Origin of the sequence: Bacillus timonensis (assembly GCF_000285535.1) — a bacterium.
GTDB classification, from domain to species: Bacteria; Bacillota; Bacilli; order Bacillales; family Bacillaceae_L; genus Ferdinandcohnia; species Ferdinandcohnia timonensis.
This window is the reverse complement of sequence record NZ_HE610985.1, coordinates 858,906-881,045: the sequence shown is the minus strand read 5'-3', so window position 1 is coordinate 881,045 and position 22,140 is coordinate 858,906. Positions and strand designations below refer to the sequence as shown.

Here is a 22,140-nt window from a genome sequence, read left to right as displayed (position 1 = left end):
TGCGTTAGATTAGGGATGAACTTAGGAATAAATATGTTGGAATATACCTACATTTTTGATAAATTTAAATTGTCATATAATTATTTCTATAGGAGGCAACTATGTCTACAAAAGAAAATGTTCAAAAAATCAAAGAGAATATAGGGAAGGTTATCATCGGGAAGGATGATGTAATTGAATTAGTGTTAAATTCCCTTATTAATAAAGGTCATATATTACTAGAAAGCGTCCCGGGTACTGGAAAAACAATGTTAGCAAAAAGTTTTGCGAAGTCCATTAGTGGGAATTTTAAGCGCATTCAATTTACACCTGACGTGCTTCCGAGTGATATAACTGGTATTCAATTCTTTAATCCGAAAGAACAGGAATTCCAACTTCGACCAGGTCCGGTCATGACAAATATTTTGTTAGCCGATGAAATTAACCGTGCGACACCGAGAACACAATCAAGCTTACTAGAGGTAATGGAGGAGCGTCAGGTAACGATAGATGGGGAAACATTAAAACTACCTTCTCCTTTTGTTGTAATTGCAACTCAAAACCCAATAGAGTCACAACAAGGTACATTCTCATTACCAGAGGCGCAAATGGACAGATTCTTCGTACAAATTGATCTAGGCTACCCTAGCTTTGATGAGGAAAAACAAATCATGAGAACGTATCGTCAAAGCAACCCGATTGAGGAAATTTTGGAGGTCCTTACAAAGGAAGAAATTCAAGCGATGCAAGTGGAAGTGCAACAAGTTAAACTGTCGGAAGATGTTGAGGATTATTTAGTAAGCATTGTTCATGGGACAAGGAAACATGCAGATGTTGAAGTAGGCGTAAGTCCAAGGGGAACTCTTGCATTAATGAAGGCTGCCCAAGGAAAAGCTTATTTAGAAGGACGCATGTTTGTTACTCCAGAGGATATTAAGTTCATAGCTCCTTATGTGATTTCACACCGCCTAGTGCTCACCATGGAAGGGTCATTGAAAAAGACAAATCGTCAGGTTGTTCAAGAAGTTCTTTCAACGGTTTCTGTCCCGGTTGAAGCTGGAGCTGTCAAGTAATGAACTGGAAACGGCAAGTATCCATAGGAAATGAATTGTCGTATATGTCTTTACTTTCATCCTTATTTATTCTTGTTGGGATTCTCTCAAAAATATTTTTACTAGTTTTCGTAGGTGTATTGTTCCTCTTATTTGTTTATGCAAATAAATATTATATAAAGCATGTGGGTAATAAAATCATTGTCTCTATTGATAAGGAACAGGTAAAGCTTTTTAAAGGTGAGTGTAGTGATTTTTCTCTCACATTAAAACAAGAGGGACTTTTGCCAATCTTCAATGGATATATTCGTTTGACATTCGATAATGTAGTAGGCTTCCAAAATGAAAGAAAAGTCCTAGAAACAGAACAAATTGAGCTAACTTTACCACTTACTCTATTTGGTAGGCAAGCCCACACGACAAACTTGCCATTCGAAGGAAAGCAAAGGGGGGGTTGCAAAAATCCGTACCCTTGAGATAAGGATTCCTCATTTATTTGGATTTGGTGAAGCATATCTTCAATATACAAAGCCAACTACTTTTGAAACAATTATTTATTCTTCTCCTGAAACGGTTGGAGGGATTGAAAAAATTGTTCCGAAAAATCAAGGGGAGTACCCAATTCGAAGTTCATTTTTTGAAGATATGACGGCAATCGTTGGAACAAGAGGATATTTCCCAACTGATCCATTTAATCGGGTACATTGGAAAGCAAGTGCACGCACGAACAATCTACAAACAAAACTATTCGATAAAACTGCCCAGTTCTCTTGGACAATTATCATTAATGTCCGAGAACAAAAGCTTGAACAATACTTAAGTGGATTAACATTTTTACTAGAATCCGCAACAATAAAAAATATTCCGTTTGAAGTGTTTGTAAACGTTAGAAGAGCGGGGAAAACCCCCTTTATCCATCTGCCACTTGGAACAGGTAAGGACCATTTAGCTAAAGCACTAGAATTAATAGCTAGACTTAGTAAACATAGTGTTACAATTCCGTTTCATCTTATGACTCATGCAATTGAAAGACAACAACAGCTTTCACCGTATGTGATCATGATAGGTGAAATGGAGGAAAATGAGCAACTTTTTTTAAGAAGCTTTGCAAAAAAAGGTGTTGATTGTTTTAAAGTCATTGAGAATGACGATGCAATCTATTTACAAAAAGCATCTTTTTCATTGAGAAGGGAGGATTCCCATGCGATTTAGTCGAGCCTTACTAAAGTCGTATCAATACGTCATGGAGATCATCTTTCTTTATATCTTGTTACTCTTATTCTATATACACACTGAACTACTACCACCGCTACTTCCATTCTTGTTTATTACCGGTGTGGGCGCTGTCGTGATTGCGGTCTTATTATCGATGATGAAGTCGAATACTCCATATGTGTTCATTATGTTAGTTGTGCCATTACTTGCTCTTGTAAGTAGTGAGATGGGTTTAGCCTTTGGACAAAGCTTAGTGATTGCGGCTGTTGTTTGTTACCGGATAATTATCCATTATCATAAAACCCCAAAGCTAACTGAATCGATGATTTTAAATGGAAGCTTACTTATTGGTGGGATTATTTATTTTGCGGCAAGGGTACAAGGTTATATTCATAGTGATTTAGTGTTGTATTTACTTGCGACTCAATTACTTTTCTTCATGATTGGAAAGATATTAAACAATGTGAGTACTAGTACAGCTGTTATGAAAACTGCAGTTACCCAAACCAACACATGGTCAGTTGTAGCTTTATTTAGTGGTTTGTTTGTTGGTGCCATCGGTGTTGCAGTTCTTTTTCCAATTGTTTTTGTTAAGGGTCTGTCCTTTGTCTCATCCATTATCGGAAACGGTTTGTATTACGTTGCAAAGCCATTGTTCAACGCAGTGGATAAGATTGACACATTAAAAAGAAGTTCAAATGGTGAAAGTGTTGGGACCTTGAATTGGGAGGAAACCGAAAAAAAGCAATCTATTTGGGAGATGGTCGGAGGTTTTGATATTTGGTTTTATCTATCTATAATAGGCCTCCTTATTCTAGCAGTAATCATCTTTTTATTGGCAAGAAAGAGGTTTGTAAAAGAAGTAATCATTGTTGCAGATGGCTTTCAATATTCTACAGTTACTGAGGACATAACAAAACCTATTACTAAATGGAGAAAATCAAAGCGACCAACACCTCAAGCGAAGGTTCGAAAGCTTATCCTTGAATTAGAAGTGCATTCCGCTCAGCACGGCCTAGGACGCTTTCATCATGAGAGTGTGTCAGAATGGTTAGGACGTAACCATTTTCTAGATTATCGTCTTGTCGAACACTATGAAAGAGTGAGATACGGAGATGAAGAATTGACCCCCGCGGAAAATACTGCCTGTGAAGAAATAGTAAAGCAAATTAAATCAAAAATAAAAAGCTTAAAAAAGCAGAAATAGAAAAAGAACCTGGCAGCTTCAGGTTCTTCTTTCGTTTTAACTATTAAACACGTTGTTTACTATTTTCTTTTAGTATCATTTTTACTGCCTCGGCGACGGATTCAACCACGAATTTCGCTTCTTTTTTCACATCATCGTGAGCTGTAGCCATTGCAAAACTGAAAGGTGTTAACTTGAACATAGGGATATCATTAAACGAGTCCCCAATACATGCAATTTCACTAGGCTTTACAGATAAATCATCTAACAGCTTATGAACAGCATTTCCCTTGCTGATTTCCTTTGGCATGATATCTAATACATGTGTTTCAGAAATAAATAAATCAACTTCATTTTTAAATTCCATTGAAAGCTTTTCAAACATATCCAATATGTCATTTTCGAAGCCAATTAATGTTATTTTTGAGGGATTAATCTCATTAAATTTCGAATTGAGTTCTGGGTCGATGATGATTGGATGGAACATTCTTTTTTGGACATCTTCCACATATTCGTTGTGTTCGTGTGTGAAATTGGTGTCGTAACTGCAAACAATGGTTACGAATTTCGGATTTAATACCGTACTATAGATTTTTTCGGCAATGTCTGTTGCAAAAGTGCGAGAAAAAATAGATCTCTCATCTATGGTTGATGCAAAAGCACCATTTTGGCTTATTCGATGAAACTTTTGTCCAATTGATTTTAATACCTCTTTTATTTCCGTATCCATTCTACCCGTTGCAATGCTAATTTGCAGACCTTCTTGTAATGCCTGATTTAATGCCTTGGCGTCCTGCGGTTTAACGGTATTGTCTTCTTGTAGCAGTGTCCCATCTAAATCACTAACAATCAGTTTAATCATACTAACACCTCTATGTTTTCATTTTGTGTTGGTAAATTCAATATTCTGCCATTATACATGATATCTAGTGAGAATTGTACGTTTTTACATTCTAGATCAGTCAAACTTATTGTAAAACTATGTTGGAAGCCTTTTATAATTGACTTACACCTTTGAAGATTAGTAAGATATATAAGTTGATAATAGTTGTAAGGAGTTGGGGTTTAGTATGGATTCCTATAAAGTAAAGAAAGTCTTAAATAATAATGTACTAATAGCAACCCACTCCAGTCTGCAAGAGGTTGTTTTAATTGGTAAAGGCATAGGTTTTGGCAAGAAGCTGGGGGAAGAAATCTCTCCAGAGAAGGCGGAAAAAATATTTGTACTTAAGAATCAAAAAGAACAAGAACAATATAAAATGCTCATCTCACAAGTGGATGAAGACTTTATTGAAGTAATGAATGATGTAATCCTTCATATTAAAAATAGAGTCCAAGGACAGCTTAATGAACATATACATATTGCTCTTACGGATCACCTTTCATTTGCAATCAAAAGAATGGAGCAAGGACTTGACTTGTCCAACCCATTTTTAATTGAAACAAAAACATTGTATCCAACTGAATATGAGATAGCAGAAGAAGTTGTACATATTCTCCATACAAAAATTGGGGTTATGCTTCCTGAAGGTGAAATTGGCTTTATTGCCTTACACATTCATAGTGCTATTTCAAACCGGACTATTTCCGAAGTCAATCAACACTCCCAATTAATTGCAAAAATCATAGCATTAATTGAAAAGTCATTGGATGTCTCATTGGATCGAGATAGTATCAATTTCTTAAGGCTTATTCGTCATTTACGTTATACAATTGAACGTGTAAAATCAGGGGAAATAATTGAAGAACCTGAGAGCCTAAAAAAAGTCTTGAAACAAGAGTACCCACTATGCTATAATCTGTCCTGGAAAGTGATAAAAGTGATGCAACAAGCTTTGAAGGTAAAGGTTTATGATGCAGAAGCAGTATATTTGACTATGCATCTTCAAAGGATTGTAACTAAAAACAAATAAAATTTCACGTGTTACTGATACGATCAGGCATGAGTTTTTAATGATTGAAAAATTGTATCTAGGGTAATCTATCCCTATACATACAATCATTATTTGCTCATGCCTTTTTTATTTTTAATGCTCGCGTCACTAGAAAAATAAAGGAGGTAAGTTTAGTGTTTAGGAACATTTTTGGAACACTACAAAAGGTCGGAAAAGCATTGATGCTTCCAGTCGCCATATTACCAGCAGCTGGAATCTTATTAGCTTTTGGTAATGCTTTTCAAAATCCTAATTTAATAAAGCGCTTGCCAGTCCTTGAAGCAGATTGGATTCAGCTTGTGGCTACCGTTATGGAGCAAGCGGGTGGGATTGTATTTGATAACCTCGCCCTTTTATTTGCAGTAGGGGTTGCAATTGGTTTAGCAGGTGGAGAAGGAGTTGCTGGGTTAGCAGCTTTTATAGGTTATCTAATCTTAAATGTTACCATGGGGGTTGTTTTAGATGTATCCTCAAATGTAACTATTACCGGTCAGGATCCTGTGAGTACTGGATTTTCGGATCCTTCATATGCGTACATACTAGGTATTCCTACCCTGCAAACAGGTGTCTTTGGGGGTATAATCGTTGGTATACTCGCTGCATACATGTATAATAAATTTTATAGAATTGAATTGCCATCATATTTAGGATTTTTTGCAGGAAAGCGTTTTGTTCCTATTGTAACGGCTATTTCAGCTTTAATTTTAGGAATTGTCATGATTTTTGTTTGGCCACCAATTCAAACAGGGCTTAATGCTTTTTCTCATTTTATGGTCGATTCAAATCGAACATTATCGGCGTTTATTTTCGGAGTTATTGAACGTGCTTTAATTCCGTTTGGATTACACCATATCTTCTATTCTCCATTCTGGTTTGAATTTGGCCAATACACAAATTCTGCAGGAGAATTAATTCGTGGAGATCAAAAAATCTTTTTTGAACAAATTAAAGATGGTGTTGAGTTAACTGCAGGCACCTTTATGACTGGTAAATTTCCATTCATGATGTTTGGTTTACCTGCGGCTGCATTGGCAATCTACCACGAGGCTCGTCCCGAACAAAAGAAAGTGGTTGCGGGAATTATGGGTTCGGCAGCTTTAACATCATTTTTAACTGGAATCACCGAACCACTTGAGTTTTCATTCCTTTTTGTAGCTCCAATTCTTTTTGGAATTCATACAATTTTTGCTGGATTATCGTTTATGATAATGGACTTATTAAATGTTAAAATCGGAATGACTTTCTCCGGAGGGGTTATTGACTTCTTACTATTCGGGGTGTTACCAAATCGAACAGATTGGTGGTTGGTCATCCCTGTTGGCTTGATTATTGCTGTCATCTATTATTTTGGTTTCCGGTTCGCGATACGTAAATTTGATTTGAAGACACCAGGACGCGATGATGTTGTGGAGAATACAACTGAAAATAAAAAATCAGGAAAATCTGGGGATCTTCCTTATAACATTCTTCAAGCAATGGGCGGAAAGCAAAATATTTCTCACCTTGATGCTTGTATAACAAGATTGCGTGTCTCTGTTAATGACAGTAAGCAAGTTGATAAGGATCGTCTTAAGAGCTTGGGTGCTGCCGGCGTATTGGAAGTTGGTAATAACATTCAAGCAATCTTTGGTCCAAAGTCAGATACGCTGAAATCTCAAATGAAAGATATAATGGATGGTAAAGTTCCATTACCAAGTAGTGTTTCACCTGAAGCAGAAGTGAAAGAACAGGTTGAAGATATAATGCCACAACCAATAGAGAATGAAGGAAACAGTGATGATTTTGTTTCTCCAATTAAGGGAGAATTACATCCAATTACAGATGTCCCTGACGAAGTATTCTCAGGAAAAATGATGGGTGACGGATTTGCGATTCTTCCAAGTGAGGGCTTAGTAGTGGCGCCCGAGGCTGGGAAAATAGTCAATTTGTTCCCTACAAAGCATGCTATTGGACTTGAAACTCTAAATGGTAGAGAAATATTAATTCATTTTGGTATTGATACAGTTAACCTGAAGGGTGAGGGTTTTGAAACATTGGTTTCCCAAGGAGACAATGTGGAAAAGGGACAACCACTTCTTAAGGTTGACATGGAATATGTAAAACAACATGTACCTTCAATTATGACACCAATTGTGTTCACAAACTTAAAAGAAGGTGAACATATTAACATTCAGAAGCAAGGTACTGTTGATATAAAAGAAGAAAATATTATTTCAATTACTCAATAATAAGGAGAAATGCAAAATGACAGAAGAAACATTTAAAATTACTAGTGAATCAGGAATCCATGCACGCCCAGCGACAGTTTTAGTACAAGCGGCTAGCCAATATAATTCAGATATTCAAATTGAATATAACGGAAAGTCCGTTAATCTTAAATCTATTATGGGTGTTATGTCTTTAGGAATTGGACAAGGTGCTGAAGTGAAATTTGTTGCGAAAGGTTCCGATGAGGCAGAAGCGATTGAAAAATTAACAGAAATTATGGCAAATGAAGGACTTGGTGAATAATGTCTAAGATTATTAAAGGTATCGCTGCTTCAGCAGGTATTGCAATTGCAAAAAGTTTTCGACTTGAGCACCCTGATTTAACCGTTGAAAAACAAACAATCAGTGACAAAGATGCTGAACTTAAACGCTTTGAGGAAGCAGTTAATACATCAAAAGAAGAATTAGAAGCAATTAGGAATCGTGCAAATGAAGAATTAGGAGAAGACAAAGCAGCCATCTTTTCTGCTCATCTACTAGTTTTAAGTGATCCAGAACTTCTTAATCCTGTAAAAGATAAAATTAACTCTGAAAACGTAAATGCAGAATTTGCATTGCAGGAAATTGCAAAAATGTTCATTACGATGTTTGAAGGAATGGATAACGAATATATGGCGGAACGTGCATCTGATATTCGTGATGTAACAAAACGAGTATTAGCACATTTATTAGGTGTTACCATCTCAAATCCAAGTATGATTTCAGAAGAAGTCATCATTATTGCAGAGGATTTAACCCCATCAGACACAGCTCAATTAAACCGAAACTATGTGAAAGGTTTTACTACTGATATTGGTGGTCGTACTTCTCACTCAGCGATTATGGCTCGATCTATGGAGATACCAGCAGTGGTTGGAACAAAAATTGTTACCACTGAAATTGAAAATGGTGTAATGGTGATTGTTGATGGACTTGATGGTGATGTTATTGTAAATCCTTCAGAAGAAGTATTAGCACAATACCGTCAAAAGAAAGAACAATATGAAGCTCAAAAAGAAGAATGGGCTAAATTGAAAGATGAAAAGACGGTTACAAATGACGGTCAACATGTAGAGCTTGCTGCAAACATTGGAACACCAGAAGATGTAAAAGGTGTGTTAGAAAATGGCGGCGAAGCTATCGGACTTTATCGTACTGAATTCCTTTACATGGGACGTGACCAACTTCCTTCAGAAGAAGAACAATTCGAGTCTTATAAGACTGTTCTTGAAAAAATGGAAGGAAAACCAGTTGTTGTTCGGACACTTGACATCGGAGGAGACAAAGAGCTTCCATATTTAAATCTTCCGAAAGAGCTAAATCCATTCCTAGGCTTTAGAGCGATTCGCCTTTGTTTAGAGGAACAAGATATTTTCCGTACTCAGTTACGCGCATTACTTCGTGCAAGTACGTATGGTAATTTAAAAATCATGTTCCCAATGATTGCAACGCTGAATGAATTTAGACAAGCAAAATCCATTTTACTTGAAGAAAAAGAAAAGCTTGTAGCAGACGGAACTCCTGTTTCTGATTCAATTGAAATTGGAATTATGGTGGAAATTCCTTCAACTGCCGTTTTAGCGGATCAATTTGCAAAAGAAGTAGATTTCTTCAGTATTGGTACAAATGATTTAATTCAATATACAATGGCTGCCGACCGCATGAATGAACGTGTGTCTTATTTATATCAGCCATATTCTCCATCCATTCTTCGCCTTGTTTCAATGGTTATTGATGCAGCGCATAAAGAAGGTAAATGGACAGGCATGTGTGGAGAAATGGCTGGTGACACGATTGCCATTCCTATTCTTCTTGGATTAGGGCTAGATGAATTCAGTATGAGCGCGACATCGATATTACCTGCGCGTACTCAAATTAAAAATCTTTCTAAAGCTGAAATCGCAAGCTTTAAAGAAAAAATTCTTTCAATGAGCACAACAGAGGAAGTCGTTGAGTTTGTAAAAGCAAATTTCATGAAGTAAAAAAAGAGTCTAACTTTCGAGTTAGACTCTCAGAGTGTAGACAAAGTCAGTGCTGACTTTGTCTACACGAATTTTTAAGGATATCCAAATTTTAACTCAATTCCCAGACTGTTTTGAAAGCGCTTGTCAGACAAGGCGCGCAGCTGAGCGAAGACGCGAATTGAAGTTGCCTTCATGAGTGGACGAGCGAGGCAAGCAACGCAGTATGCAAGCGTTTGTCAACAGTCTGAGAGTCTAACTTTCGAGTTAGACTCTTTCATTTACCCCTTTGAAGGGGTTTTTCCATTCCATTAATAACCCATAATTGCAAGATTCCTCATCTTCAAGATAGTTTTCAATCAAGTGGACAGGAGTCCGCCCACAACGTAGTAAGAATGTAATGACTGGATCCTTTATTTCACCTGTCATTACTTTTCCGATATATGTTTCTACACTCATGTCAGCTGCAAACTTTGAAAATCCGGAAATTCGTCCTCCACCTAAAAGTCGATCCAGATTTAAGTGAATTACTACTTCATACATTGACTGCATGAGCCATTTTCCTAGACCGTATTTTCTGTAAGACGGGCTAACACATATATCAACAATGTATAAAGTGTTCCCATCAGAAGTATGATTTCGAATATATCCACTATCAGTTATTTCCTCCCAAGTATGTTGCGGATGACTAGGGTCAAACATAACCGTTAACCCTGTCATTGATCCGCAAATTGACCCATCCAATTCAACACATAGGGCACCTTCCGGGAAAAGTGTTATATGATTATGTAATTGTTCTTTATTCCACCATAACTCAGAAGGGAATGGAGGGGGAAAGCTTTCTTGTTGAACTCGAATTAGGTCATCGAAATCATTTTCACGATAATTCCGAATCACAGCCATTTTGGGTGTATTTCCGTCAAATACGTAGATTTCTTTATGAAACAATTTCATCACCTCAACCACATTTTACGTTACAAATGATAAGTTGAGAAGTAAAACTACTCGCATTCTTGGTTCGTTTCAAAAAACGAATCAACGACATCTTCAATTATGGTTGGTTCGGGCTGTTCACCTGTGAATGAGAATGTTAATTCCTTAATAAACTCACCATCACGATAGACGTGTATTGCTCCTTTTTGATTTATCACACTATATTCAGTTTCAAATCGATATCCTTCACGGTCAATTGCACCCATTACAATCACTCCTCACTTCTTTAACTTGTTTTTATTGTTCCTTAATGTTAAGCAAAATGTACATATTTTTCATTAAATACGCCACTTTAATGGAAAAGGAGGTATATCCATGCCAGATAATGATCGTGATTATCATGCACGAGATCCACATTTTGATGGAAGATATGAAGGAATTATCAATGATGATATGGCCGGAAATAAAATAGGGATAAGGTCTGATGTGAACCCCGAAAACATGGTTCAACCAAAAAATCCTTATCATATGGAGCCTAAAGTTGATAAAGAAATAAAAAAGTTTCAGGATATTTTTGAAGGAGAATAATATAAAGACAGCCAGCAACTATATATAGTTGCTGGCTGTCTTCGTTGTTTCATTTATCTTAGCACCAAGCAGCGCCAACGATGATAAGGAGGATGAATAGTACAACAATCAACGCAAAACCTCCGCGATATCCGAAGCCGCCATAACCGTAACCACATCCGCCACCAAATCCATATCCTGGGTAACCGTATCCAAATCCCATAACACATCTCCCTTTCTATTTTATAATTAACCTTTAATTTACTTAAAGAATTACCAACCTACATAAGAAGCTCCAACAATTACTAATAAAATGAACAATACGACAAGTAAAGCAAAGCCTGCTCCGAAATATCCGCCTTTTACTCCACTCATTTAGAACACCTCCATATCTATTTGTTATATCCTATGGTATACGCACAGTTTTCGTAAGGTACAAATCCCCAATTTTCCAGGATTTTTTAAATTATTATTTTATAAGTCTTCCTAATTTTTAAATTATGGTATGATAAAAATAAAAAATAAGGGAGAAAAAGTAATGGTACATACGAATGTTTTAAATGAAAATGCAGTAGTTGGATTTATCGGTACAGGTGTTATGGGAAAAAGTATGGCAGGCCATATTCTTTCAAAAGGATATAAAGTTCTTGTGTATACCCGTACGAAAGAAAAAGCGGAAGACCTTGTGGAACAGGGGGCTGTATGGAAGCAGTCAGTGGCTGATGTCGCGAGAGAAGCAAATGTTGTGATTACAATGGTAGGTTATCCATATGATGTCGAAGAGGTTTACCTTGGTGCAAATGGGCTAGTGGCAAATGCTAATGAGGGAACCTTTCTAATTGATATGACGACCTCAACTCCTTCTTTAGCAATTAAAATATATGAAGAGGCAAAACAAAAAGGTATGTATTCTTTAGATGCGCCCGTTTCCGGTGGAGATGTTGGTGCAAAAGAAGCAAGGCTAGCGATTATGGTTGGCGGTGATGAAAAGGCATTCGAAGCATGCAAGCCATTATTTGAACTTATGGGCCAAAACATTGTATATCAAGGTCCAGCAGGTTCTGGCCAGCATACAAAAATGTGTAATCAAATTGCAATTGCATCTAATATGATTGGCGTAAGTGAAGCAATGGTGTATGCAAAGAAATCTGGACTTGACCCTGAAACTGTATTAAAAAGCATTTCAACAGGTGCAGCTGGAAGTTGGTCTTTAAGCAATCTTGCTCCAAGAATGATTGCAGGCAATTTTGAGCCAGGTTTCTACATTAAACATTTCATTAAAGATATGGGGATTGCACTCGAGGAGGCAAAAGAAATGGGAATGGAGACTCCTGGCCTAGAGCTTGCAAAAAAATGTATGATGAATTAGCTGAAAAAGGGGAAGAAAACAGCGGTACCCAAGCACTTTATAAGCTTTGGGAGTAACAATCGGTGTAAAATTCTATCTGAAGACAAAAAAAGAAAGCTTCTACCAGTCAAGTGCCTTAGCACTTGACTGTTTTTGTATAGAAATCCCCATTGAGAAGAAAATAATGATGATTAACTCTAAGGGGGTGTACTTTATATGGCTAAGCGTAATAAAAAGAACGATCCCGAACAAAAAAACAAAAAAGGATTTGACTCAGCCGTGACGGATACTGAATTTGGCAAAGAGTTTGGTAGTGCGGCAGCTAACAAAGCACATAAGAAAAAAGCAAAAAAAGAAAAAGCTTCTAAAAATGATGGAAAATACGAAGGTGGACTTTAATAGCTACTAATTCGACAAGCATGTAGACTTGTCGAATTTTTTACTAATTACATAAAAATGTAAAAATGAAAAATTCAGGTTTCTATAAACCTGTAATTTTGTTTTTATTAAAAATGTCGAAAAACACTGTAATTTTGCCGAATTTTCTATATAATAGCTTTAAAACAGGTCTTTCTACCTATGGATATGGGTTAGTGCCTAAATTAATGTAATAGTATAGTAAAAAAATGGTTACCGATACTTAATATCGACTATTTATCATATAAAAATAGCACTTCTAGCACTAGAAAAGTGAGAGGGGGTACATATATGAAGACTAGAAATCAGTCTAATGCTTTGGAAAACGTGTTACAAACACCTTCATCTGTTAATCTCGTAATAACCGTCACAATAAATGGTCAAATTCTTTATATCTCGAGCAATTGTAAAGACATCCTAGGCTACACAAATGACGTGTTAATTGGAACTTCGATTAAAAATCTTGTACATAAAGACGATCTCTTCATGCTTGAAAGCTTATTTTTTAACAAACAGAACAGTTCATCATGTGCGCTTAGAGTATTGAAGACAAACAAAGAATTTATCTGGTTCGAATCAACAGTTGAACCTATTTATGACTCCGCTTCTTGCGAATATGAAGAAATTCTATTAAAAATGAAAGTGCTAATTGAGCCTACAGATAGCTTGTCATATAAGGAAACTAGACCAAATTCATTTTTCTCTTCACTGATTACGGAAGAGGAAGTACATCAACCTAAATTAGTAGATGCTCCAATCCTCATAGAAGAAGCACCCTTTCCAATTATAATTGCGAAGATGGGAAAAATTATGTATTTGAACAGGGAAGCCGCTTCCTTACTAGAAATTCAAAACCCACAAGATTTTATCGGAGATTCCATTTATCCATTTATCGACGAAGAATTTCATGAGGTAGTAGCAAAACGAATTCAGCAACTACAAAACGGGTTTCGATTGGGGATTATTGAACAAAAGTGGAAGAAACAAAATAAAGAAAAAATCTTTGTTGAAGTAAAGGAAGTTCCGATTTTCATCCAAGATGAATATTATGAATACCTTGTCTTGCACGACATCTCATCACGAAAATCATTCCATGACATCATTCACAGAAGTCGCGAACGATATCAACGAATTGTCCAAAACTCAATTGACACCATAGCTGTCATTTATCAAAATAAGTGGGTATTTATCAATGACTCGGGTGTGAAAATGTTTGGTGCAAACAGCTATACAGAAATGTTAGGTAAAAATATCTATACCTTCCTTCATCCTGAAAATCATGATCAGGTTAGGGATTTTATTGAAATTGTAAATGCCGAAAAAAAAGAAGTGAATTTTAGTAAGCAGTCCTGGTATACTTTCCAAGGAAAGCAGGTATACACGGAGTTAATCGGTATTCCTACAACTTATTTTGGAGAATCTGCAGTCCAGGTTATTATTCGTGATATATCTGATCGCATTAAGGCAGAAGAATTAATGATTAAATCTGAAAAACTGTCAATTGCTGGGCAGCTTGCTGCAGGAATTGCGCATGAAATTAGAAATCCACTAACCGCCATCAAAGGCTTTTTACAATTATTTAACGATGATTTTCAGGGGAAACAGTACTATTTTGATATTATCTTCTCAGAGCTAAACAGAATTGAATTAATTTTAAGTGAGCTACTGTTACTTGCAAAGCCATCAGAAGTTAAATTCAAAAATAAGGATATACGGACGATTTTGCGTGATGTGGTGACATTGCTCGAAACACAGGCAATCCTGCAAAATATCCAAATCAATATTGATTTTATGAATGAAGAATCAATTATTACTTGTGATGAAAATCAGATTAAACAGGTTTTTATTAACCTTATTAAAAATTCAATTGATGCGATGGAAAATGGTGGTCATATTTTTATTCGAACGATGGTTACGAAAGATTCCATCTATATATTATTTATTGATGAGGGATGTGGAATCCCAAAATCAATTCTTGACCGGATTGGGGAGCCTTTTTATACAACAAAGGAAAAAGGTACAGGTTTAGGGCTAATGGTAAGCTACAATATTATAGAAAACCATAACGGAGAAATTAAGGTGGATAGTAAAGAAAACGAGGGTACAACTTTCGAAATAAAGCTTCCACGTATGACTGAAAGGGTGTAGCACTTATTGTCTACACCTATTTTTATTTGTCAAAAGAAATGGAAAAAGGCTAGCACACCTAGCGCTAGCCAAACCATTATTGTAAAAAACTATGTTGGGACAGTAAGATATTATATTGTTTTGAAAGCTCCATAAATAGTGTTTCATCTCGATCAATCAATGATTGATCAATTTGTTTCAGTAATTGTTCTTTTTTAAAGGAGGCCTGTGATTGTATGAGAACCATTTCTGCAACCTTCTCATACATTTCTTCATCAGGCGTTTGAGAAATAACGATTACTTCATTTTTTTGCTCTTTGTTAAAATGGTTCATTACGTAATCACTCCTTTTATTTTTTCGCCCACTCGCTAATCGTATTTAGCCCATAAGCGCCACTAGAACGATAATAAATATTGCATCATCTAGTTGTCTTTCTATTATGAAGGGAAATTGCCTAAAAGTAAAGTATTTTTTAGAAAATTTGGATATGTCAGAACTTAGGTGCACTCACAATCTCTGAAAGTAGTGGAAGAGAATACGAAAAAATGGGTTACTTTCCTAATTCATTTCATAGAATGATATGAAGACTTTTTTCAAAAAGGGAGGTATCACTTATGAATCAACCATATGGTGGATATCAAATGAATCCATACTACCGAGTGGCTCCACAATACTATTACCCAAATTATCCGGTAAATGGCTATCAACAGGCATATCATATAAATACTCCAAGTCCGGCATATCAAGCAAGACAAACAGAAGAGTTTCAAAATGTATGGAAAGAGGTACGCAAAAATTTAAAACCTCACTACGAGGAATTAGCGGAATATAATGTCGATCGAAGAATGTCCCAGTATATAGCAATGCAGCTTGTCATGTATACCATTATGACGCAAAATCAATTTTCCGGTTCCTTAGATCAAAAGGTTAATCAGACATATCAGGCTTTCCGGAATCAAGCCAATTGGATTTTTGTCGTTCTATCCCCTTATCGGATTCCAGATCGAGTAGTTGAAAGGGTATTTAAGGCAATAATTCGCTTAACCTATGAAAGTATTGGCTACTCACCAGAAAAAAGTTGGAGCAAGTGGGAGGACCTTGGAGGATATTTAACCTCCGGACCTTCTGTTGCTGTCCCAGGAAGAAATCAGCTAGATGTGTATGTACGTGGAAGAAATCGCGTCCTTTACCATCGTTTGTGGAATGGATCGAGTTGGACAGATTGGGAGAATCTCGGTGGAACCCTTACATCCTCACCTGCTGCAATATCATGGGGACCTAACCGGGTTGATGTCTTTGCCCGTGGTGAAAATAATCAATTAATTCATAAATATTGGGCCGGTTCAGACTGGAGTGAATGGGAAGATTTAGGTGGTGTTCTAAGTTCATCACCTGCAGTTGCATCATGGGGAGAGAATCGGCTAGATGTGTTTGGAAGAGGTACTGACAGACATCTTTATCACAAATACTGGGATGGTGCTACTTGGAGTGAATGGGAAGATTTAGGCGGTGTTCTGACATCGGCACCAGGTGCAGTATCATGGGGGCCAAGTCGAATCGATGTCTTTGCCCGTGGTGACAATCGTGCCCTTTACCATAAGTATTGGGATGGCTCAAACTGGAGCAATTGGGAAAGTCTTGGGGGACAATTGACTTCAAGCCCATCTGTCTCTTCAAGAGAACCAAATAATCTAGATGTCTTTGTAAAAGGTACAGACAATCATTTGTATGTAAAAAATTGGGATGGAACGATTTGGAATGAATGGGAAGACCTTGGTGGGAATTTAACGTCTGAACCTTCCTCATCCTCTTGGAGTCGTAATCGAATTGATGTATTTGCAAGAGGTGAAAACAACCAACTGATTCATAAATGGAGAGCATAATTTGATCTACGCTGGGAGTTGTGAATATGCCAAGATATGTATGGGGAGTGGATTCAGCGACAGTCGCTGATGAAGAATTATATACTTGTGTGAAAAATAATTTTGGAAACCCGAAATTCTGGGGGAGATATTTAAGTGATGTACCAAATGTGTCGGCCGGTTTAACAAAGGATGAAATTTCGTTTTTGAAGAATCATGGAATTAAGATACTACCAATCTATAATGTTTTCTCTGATGCAACTGGATATGCAAGAGGGCAACTCGCTGCGAGAAATGCTGTATTTAATGCAAGACGTCTTGAAATCACAAATAACGTAGCTTTATTTGCAAATGTAGAGCGTTTTTTTGCTGTAGACGAAGCTTGGATTCGCGGGTGGGTAGAATCAATTTATCCTTCTGGTTACCGCCCAGGAATTTATCATGATCCAATTGAAGGTGGCTTTTCCGAAGCTTATTGTGAGGCGGCTCGAAAGAATAAACAAGTCGCAGTTCAAACGATTTTGTGGAGTTCGGAACCTGAGCCAGGTGTGACAAAGGAACGAAAAGCACCCGTCTTTAAACCACACTCACCAAAATGTAAGGCAAACGTATGGGTATGGCAATATGGAAGAGATGCGCAAATCTGTCCAATAGATACAAATTTAGCTGATCAGCGCGCCTTAAATTACTTATATTAAAAAACCAGGTACATACACCTGGTTTTTTGTTTTGTCTGGCTCAAGCAATCAATGATTTAGAAAGTAAAAAAGGTTGATGATTTGCTCCAGGAGATTTTACCTTTCTAATCAACGATAGCTTTCTCCCAATTTTTTGAATACGGGTTTTTGGTAGGTTCGTTTAGTTGGCCGATGAGTATTTTCCGTTTTTTCTTCAATTCCAACGTATTGTTGGAGTAGGCTTTTAGCTAGAGAAAGTGATAGATAGGTTTTTGGGTTTCGATATGTCTGGTTCAACTTTCCAAGGTGTGGTAGGCGAGAGAAGTCTTCTTTTGTAGGAGGCATGTGAAAATAATAGTCTCCGGCTGAAATTAAGACATCGGATTGTTGTTGACTATTTTTTGGATTTCTGGAAAAGTGAAGTCCTTCTTTTTTTGCTTTACCTTCTGATATAAGCTTTTCTAATGCTTTTCTCTTAAGTAAGTATAGAAATTTTGGATTTGGAGCCGTTTTGGCATGCTTGTTCACGATAAAGATTGCACGTGCAAGGTTGTCCACATTTGGTTCAAGTGGAGTTTGATTTACCTGTTTTTTCATACTTTCTCTCCTTTCTATCTTTTATTATACTGGTAGTAGTGAATTTTGACAAATTAGCATGAAGTGTATTTTAATGTAGACCTACCAAATGTTTATGTTGAAATAATTTCTTTGAAAAATAAAGGTTTTTTGTCGAATCATGAAGAAGATTTAGATATTACTAGTAATAGGGAATGGTACCATGAACAACAATAATCATATAATCTTAAAAAATCAACAATTTAGTGGCTTTGATGAAAAAATTGAAGGCATTATCTTTGAAATTATTCTTAAACATATTAAGGATTTAATATATGTTATGAAAGTGGAGGAAAACAAAACTTTTTCCTATGTTTTTTTAAATGAAGAGGCAAAGGGACATGCGAGATTAACGAACAATAGTCTTGGAAAAACACTTCATGATGTATTACCCCCTGAAACCGCAGATCATCTCCATGAACAATACATATCTGTTTTGGAAAAGAGAGAGCCTGTCTCTTTTCAGGATATTGTCATTCTTTCAGATAAAAGAGTTGTTCACGGTGAATCCATTTTAACACCCATATTTGGTGAAAATGGGAATGTTCTATTCATTGTAAGTGTGACTCGTGATATTTCTGCGAGGGTAGCTGATAAAGAGATGATTACCTACATGGCCTATCATGATCAATTAACAGGGTTGCCGAATCGAAGTTCTTTAAAAAGAGATTTAGATAGTGCAGTAGAAGAAGCGCAAATGAATAGTCAAAATCTAGCTTTAATGTTTATTGATCTTGATCGTTTTAAATTTTTCAATGATACAATGGGGCATGTTGCTGGGGACCATCTTTTAAAGGAAGTTGGAAAACGGTTATCTTCGATTAGTCAACAGGGTTATAAAGTATTCCGTCAAGGCGGAGACGAATTTATTGTGATTCTACCAAACACGTCAAGGGAAATTTCGCAAACATTTGCGCAAAATGTAAACAAAGCTTTTACAAATCCATTCGTGTTAGAAAATAAGGAGTTTTTTATTTCAGCAAGTATTGGAATCAGTCTTTACCCGGAAGATGGGAGAGATGGTAACACATTAATTAAAAATGCAGATACTGCCTTGTATCGAGCAAAGGAATTAGGTAGATCACTCTATCATTTTTATAGTGCAGATTTACAAAAACACTCTTCTCATTTGATGCAGCTTGAGACAGGTCTAAGAAAAGCTGTTGAAAAGAATGAACTCGAAATCTATTACCAACCACAGATGGATCTTGGTACAAATAAGGTAACTAGTTTTGAGGCTCTCCTAAGGTGGAGACATCCGGTACTAGGGTTTGTATCACCAGCTGAATTTATTCCAGTTGCAGAAGATACAGGACTCATTTTATCAATCGGTGAATGGATTATCCATAAAGTCTGTCGGAATCTTAAGCAATGGAATGAAAGCGGGTATGGTCCTGTTTCTATTGGTATCAATTTATCACCGAAACAATTCCAGCAACCTGAATTAGTAACTATTATTGAACAAAATATTAAGCAAAATCAAATTTATCCGGGGTGTCTTGAGTTTGAGCTAACAGAAGGAGCCATGCAGGATCCGAAGAGGACGATGGAAACTTTGGCCAAATTAAAAGACATCGGGGTACGGATTTCCGTGGATGACTTTGGTACAGGTTATTCCTCCTTAAGTTATATCAAAAAACTGCCAATCGATACCTTGAAGATAGATCAGTCTTTTGTAAAAGATGTGCTCCACGATGAGAAAGATGCAGCTATCACAACAACTATTATTCATTTAGCACAGAGTTTAGGTCTTTCTGTTATTGCTGAAGGTGTAGAGGAAGAACAGCAGGTTGAATTTTTTAAGATAATGGGTTGTCATAAAGTCCAAGGGTATTTTTTTAGTAAACCTCTACCGGAAAATGAAATGGTCGAGCATTACTTTAAAAATAAGTAAAAATAACAAGAGGATGCTCCTAAAGGGCATCCTCCATTTTGTTACATAGAAAGTAAAGTGAAAATAGAAATTTCAGGTTTTGCTAGAAATCGTAATGGAAGTCTAGTTGTTCCTAGACCACGATTGACATATAGAAACATGCTAGTAGGTCCAATTTCATGGGCACCCTCGTAATAAATACTTCCTAGTGGTGGGGTAATTAATGGGCCAAAAAAGGGTAACTGAATTTGACCTCCATGACTATGACCTGATAATTGCATATGTGCTCCCACTTCAGTTGCACGTTCAGCAATATCGGGCTCATGTGCAAGTAAAATTGTATAACTAGAAGTATCAACATTTTGAAAGGCTTGTTCAAAATTAGGGCGACCTAACATCACATCATCTAATCCGACAACGGTGATTTTGGAATCTTTTAAGAAGATTTCTTTTGAGCTGTTCATCAAAAGTGTAAAACCTGTTTGTTCCATAAGTTGTTTATAAATTTCAGATCCGTATCCACCATGATCATGGTTCCCGTAAATTGCAAATTTTCCAAGTGGTGCATCTAATCTTCTTAGTATCGGAATAAGGTGATTGGTGGCAGCATACTTATTAGGCTCATCCATTAAATCTCCAGTAAAAAATAATAAATCGGGCTTTTGAGCATTTATTTTATCAACAATCTTGTTAAGTTGATCTAATGAAAAATAATGGCCAACATGAGTATCACTAAATTGCACAATCTTTACATTATGAAATTCTTGTGGGATAGTTGGATGTTTTATTGTGTGTGTTGAAATTTCTAGCTGTTTTGGTTCAAAATAGCGAGCGTACCAGTATGCGAAGGAAGAAGCGATTATAGCTGTAGAAGTGGCAGCTAATGCCCGTTTTATAAATTGTCTTCTTGTGTATTTAGTAGACATACTAACCGCCAACCTATCTTTGTTATCATTTCAATCATATACGCCTTGGTGTATTTACGCCCGATTTTTTTCGAGCAAGCTCTAAAAGTTTCCTTTGAAAAATCGTGGCATCCGCCGGAGGCCATAATTTTATTCAGTAGGAGTAGTACTACTAAATAAAATTATATGAAACTAGTGTAGCATATTCATATTCAAATAATTTTTAAATATGTATTACAGTTGTTAAAATGGGGTAACTGAATGTGAATTCATTTTCGTTGTGAAAATATTTCGTGCCAAGATTCATTCTTTTTTTCACATTCTGATTGATTTAATTGTTTATATATCGCTGAATCTGTCAGAATGTGCAATTATTTAACGAACGATTGATGTCCACTAGAAGGATTGAACTTGTTAAAATGATGGTACTTGTACAATGCCAGTCACTATAGAAAGCGCAAGGCGCCCGCTTATCGGCGACAAGCATAAAACGAGCGCTGACAGAAGGTGCATTTTACCTTCCGAAGCGATAGGCTTATGACCTCGAGCTGATGGCGCCTGAAGCTAGACTGCAAGAAAGGATGATATTTTGAGCAAGCGAATCACAGTTCTTCTCATTGCCATTTGTTTAATCGGACTAGTTTCTGTTCCAACCGCTAAGGCATCATCTGATCAACCACTTTCACAAGAGCAAGTGTTTACACTTTTACAAGAAGCTTTTCAGGCACAATCATCATTAACTCTTGAATTTCGTACATATGAAGAAATCCAACAAATCCTCTCTCCGCATTTTCATGAGGAATACGCAAAAGCCTTTTTACAGGAGAACTTGATAAAGGAAGAAGAAGGATATATCGTATATGGATCTGATTTTGCCCTTTATTTTATTCCGTTTTATTCTTATTCGGACAAAACAAAAGTTTTATTTAATCAAGAAGAAAATAAATATTATGTATATGAATTATTTGAGGCTCAAGACTCAGGGCCTGTTTCATATAATGCTCATTATGAGGTCATCACAATTGAAAAAATCAATTCGAACTGGCTTATTACTGACTTATCTATGCAGGATGAAGCACCTATAGTAAAAAAGGCTGTAGTACGAGGAAGCAATATCATAGAAGATACAACGTTTTTAACATGGAATCCTTTCAAAACGACGATATATTCCCTACTTGAAATGGAAATCCCGACACCACTACATTCAGGCTGCTTTACTAATATCTTTTAATAAAAATAGA

The 22,140-nt window shown here is 36.5% G+C and carries 22 protein-coding genes and 1 pseudogene; 15 read left to right on the top strand and 8 right to left on the bottom strand.

The features are described from left to right. The first annotated feature begins 101 nt into the window (after nt 1-101). From BTHG_RS04700 to BTHG_RS04685, 3 genes are all read left to right on the top strand, one after another. Nucleotides 102-1,052 carry an AAA family ATPase gene (locus BTHG_RS04700; RefSeq protein WP_010282907.1) on the top strand — a complete coding sequence of 317 codons (951 nt, stop codon included), beginning with the start codon at nt 102-104 and terminating at the stop codon, nt 1,050-1,052. A gap of 378 nt (nt 1,053-1,430) precedes the next feature. Further along, nucleotides 1,431-2,243 (top strand): DUF58 domain-containing protein, encoded by an 813-nt coding sequence (locus tag BTHG_RS04690; RefSeq protein WP_010282903.1) that lies wholly within the window; start codon nt 1,431-1,433, stop codon nt 2,241-2,243. Continuing rightward, the gene (locus tag BTHG_RS04685) at nt 2,233-3,453 is read left to right on the top strand and encodes a DUF4129 domain-containing protein (protein WP_010282901.1); all 1,221 of its coding nucleotides are present in this window, start codon (nt 2,233-2,235) and stop codon (nt 3,451-3,453) included. Before BTHG_RS04690 ends, BTHG_RS04685 begins: the two co-directional genes overlap by 11 nt. Nucleotides 3,454-3,496: 43 nt before the next feature. Here BTHG_RS04685 and BTHG_RS04680 read toward each other — a convergent pair whose 3' ends face one another. Further along, nucleotides 3,497-4,294, bottom strand: coding sequence for a Cof-type HAD-IIB family hydrolase (locus tag BTHG_RS04680; protein WP_010282898.1), 798 nt, complete (start codon nt 4,292-4,294; stop codon nt 3,497-3,499). Between the two features lie 208 nt (nt 4,295-4,502). Between BTHG_RS04680 and glcT the strand changes: the two genes are divergently transcribed. From glcT to ptsP, 4 genes are all read left to right on the top strand, one after another. Continuing rightward, the gene (gene glcT, locus BTHG_RS04675) at nt 4,503-5,345 is read left to right on the top strand and encodes a glucose PTS transporter transcription antiterminator GlcT (RefSeq protein WP_010282895.1); all 843 of its coding nucleotides are present in this window, start codon (nt 4,503-4,505) and stop codon (nt 5,343-5,345) included. A 203-nt stretch (nt 5,346-5,548) separates the two neighbouring features. Beyond that, the gene (gene ptsG, locus BTHG_RS04670) at nt 5,549-7,594 is read left to right on the top strand and encodes a glucose-specific PTS transporter subunit IIBC (RefSeq protein ID WP_042341552.1); all 2,046 of its coding nucleotides are present in this window, start codon (nt 5,549-5,551) and stop codon (nt 7,592-7,594) included. 16 nt (nt 7,595-7,610) lie between these two features. Beyond that, the gene (locus tag BTHG_RS04665) at nt 7,611-7,877 is read left to right on the top strand and encodes a phosphocarrier protein HPr (protein WP_010282893.1); all 267 of its coding nucleotides are present in this window, start codon (nt 7,611-7,613) and stop codon (nt 7,875-7,877) included. After that, nucleotides 7,877-9,595 carry a phosphoenolpyruvate--protein phosphotransferase gene (ptsP, locus tag BTHG_RS04660; protein WP_010282892.1) on the top strand — a complete coding sequence of 573 codons (1,719 nt, stop codon included), beginning with the start codon at nt 7,877-7,879 and terminating at the stop codon, nt 9,593-9,595. The genes BTHG_RS04665 and ptsP overlap by 1 nt, the downstream gene beginning before the upstream one ends. A 246-nt stretch (nt 9,596-9,841) precedes the next feature. Here ptsP and BTHG_RS04655 read toward each other — a convergent pair whose 3' ends face one another. Further along, nucleotides 9,842-10,522 (bottom strand): GNAT family N-acetyltransferase, encoded by a 681-nt coding sequence (locus BTHG_RS04655; protein ID WP_026021689.1) that lies wholly within the window; start codon nt 10,520-10,522, stop codon nt 9,842-9,844. Between the two features lie 53 nt (nt 10,523-10,575). Next, entirely contained in the window at nt 10,576-10,773 is a 198-nt protein-coding gene (locus tag BTHG_RS04650) for a DUF5370 family protein (protein WP_010282886.1), read from the bottom strand. Between the two features lie 109 nt (nt 10,774-10,882). On the opposite strand from BTHG_RS04650, the gene BTHG_RS04645 reads away from it, so the two are divergent. After that, nucleotides 10,883-11,095: a hypothetical protein gene (locus tag BTHG_RS04645; protein WP_010282885.1), complete on the top strand. Its 213-nt coding sequence runs from the start codon at nt 10,883-10,885 to the stop codon at nt 11,093-11,095. A 58-nt stretch (nt 11,096-11,153) separates the two neighbouring features. Here the strand turns inward: BTHG_RS04645 and BTHG_RS24260 are convergent, their stop codons facing one another. Next, nucleotides 11,154-11,297 carry a YjcZ family sporulation protein gene (locus BTHG_RS24260; protein ID WP_010282883.1) on the bottom strand — a complete coding sequence of 48 codons (144 nt, stop codon included), beginning with the start codon at nt 11,295-11,297 and terminating at the stop codon, nt 11,154-11,156. A gap of 50 nt (nt 11,298-11,347) precedes the next feature. Then, nucleotides 11,348-11,449 (bottom strand): YjcZ family sporulation protein, encoded by a 102-nt coding sequence (locus BTHG_RS26135; RefSeq protein ID WP_083849038.1) that lies wholly within the window; start codon nt 11,447-11,449, stop codon nt 11,348-11,350. Between the two features lie 163 nt (nt 11,450-11,612). On the opposite strand from BTHG_RS26135, the pseudogene BTHG_RS24255 reads away from it, so the two are divergent. From BTHG_RS24255 to BTHG_RS04620, 3 genes and pseudogenes are all read left to right on the top strand, one after another. Then, a pseudogene (locus BTHG_RS24255) lies at nt 11,613-12,499 on the top strand (NAD(P)-dependent oxidoreductase). Nucleotides 12,500-12,638: 139 nt separating this feature from the next. Next, nucleotides 12,639-12,821 carry a hypothetical protein gene (locus BTHG_RS04625; RefSeq protein ID WP_010282879.1) on the top strand — a complete coding sequence of 61 codons (183 nt, stop codon included), beginning with the start codon at nt 12,639-12,641 and terminating at the stop codon, nt 12,819-12,821. A gap of 309 nt (nt 12,822-13,130) precedes the next feature. Next, complete coding sequence (locus BTHG_RS04620; RefSeq protein ID WP_010282878.1) at nt 13,131-14,987, top strand: PAS domain S-box protein; 1,857 nt, start codon at nt 13,131-13,133, stop codon at nt 14,985-14,987. Nucleotides 14,988-15,063: 76 nt separating this feature from the next. Here the strand turns inward: BTHG_RS04620 and BTHG_RS04615 are convergent, their stop codons facing one another. Beyond that, nucleotides 15,064-15,300, bottom strand: a complete 237-nt coding sequence (locus BTHG_RS04615) for an IDEAL domain-containing protein (RefSeq protein ID WP_010282877.1) — start codon at nt 15,298-15,300, stop codon at nt 15,064-15,066. Nucleotides 15,301-15,581: 281 nt separating this feature from the next. Between BTHG_RS04615 and BTHG_RS04610 the strand changes: the two genes are divergently transcribed. Beyond that, nucleotides 15,582-16,850, top strand: coding sequence for a DUF346 domain-containing protein (locus tag BTHG_RS04610; RefSeq protein ID WP_010282876.1), 1,269 nt, complete (start codon nt 15,582-15,584; stop codon nt 16,848-16,850). Between the two features lie 26 nt (nt 16,851-16,876). Next, nucleotides 16,877-17,527 carry a glycoside hydrolase domain-containing protein gene (locus BTHG_RS04605; RefSeq protein ID WP_010282874.1) on the top strand — a complete coding sequence of 217 codons (651 nt, stop codon included), beginning with the start codon at nt 16,877-16,879 and terminating at the stop codon, nt 17,525-17,527. A 108-nt stretch (nt 17,528-17,635) separates the two neighbouring features. Here the strand turns inward: BTHG_RS04605 and BTHG_RS04600 are convergent, their stop codons facing one another. Continuing rightward, nucleotides 17,636-18,103, bottom strand: coding sequence for a YkyB family protein (locus BTHG_RS04600; RefSeq protein WP_010282872.1), 468 nt, complete (start codon nt 18,101-18,103; stop codon nt 17,636-17,638). 181 nt (nt 18,104-18,284) lie between these two features. On the opposite strand from BTHG_RS04600, the gene BTHG_RS04595 reads away from it, so the two are divergent. Further along, a complete protein-coding gene (locus tag BTHG_RS04595) occupies nt 18,285-20,015 on the top strand; it encodes a sensor domain-containing protein (protein ID WP_010282869.1) in 1,731 nt (576 codons plus the stop codon). Between the two features lie 41 nt (nt 20,016-20,056). On the opposite strand, the gene BTHG_RS04590 is transcribed toward BTHG_RS04595, so the two are convergent. Continuing rightward, on the bottom strand, nt 20,057-20,920 hold the full coding sequence (locus BTHG_RS04590) for a metallophosphoesterase (RefSeq protein ID WP_010282866.1): 864 nt from the start codon (nt 20,918-20,920) through the stop codon (nt 20,057-20,059). A 568-nt stretch (nt 20,921-21,488) separates the two neighbouring features. Between BTHG_RS04590 and BTHG_RS24250 the strand changes: the two genes are divergently transcribed. Further along, a complete protein-coding gene (locus BTHG_RS24250) occupies nt 21,489-22,130 on the top strand; it encodes a DUF3993 domain-containing protein (RefSeq protein WP_010282865.1) in 642 nt (213 codons plus the stop codon). Nucleotides 22,131-22,140: the final 10 nt, after the last annotated feature.